The following is a 251-nucleotide window of genomic DNA, read 5'->3' as shown; positions in this document are numbered from 1 at the left end:
CGGCCTGATCGAGATACCAGTACTGGGCATATTCATAGTTACCCACGGTGCAGATGCTCGAGATAACGAGCTTGCGGCCGCGGTGCAGCACCGTCCGCCCTGTTCGGAAATCCCAGTGTTTCCAGAGGATTCCGGCGTCTTCCTCATGGATGCAGACCGCCTTTTCGATCGTGACGACCTCACCTTTCAATCCGTTCACATGTGCGTCGAGATACTGGATCTGGCCGAGGCAATCGCAGCCGAGTTTCAGC

1 pseudogene is annotated in these 251 nt (G+C 56.6%); it reads right to left on the bottom strand.

Annotated elements, in window-relative coordinates:
• A pseudogene (locus tag SB764_RS43010) lies at positions 1 to 251 on the bottom strand (tyramine oxidase); the annotation flags it as partial.

Source organism: Paraburkholderia sp. SIMBA_027 (assembly GCF_046535315.1).
Lineage (GTDB): Bacteria > Pseudomonadota > Gammaproteobacteria > Burkholderiales > Burkholderiaceae > Paraburkholderia > Paraburkholderia tropica.
The sequence above is the reverse complement of the archived record's forward strand: the minus strand, read 5'-3'. Positions and strand labels throughout refer to the sequence as shown.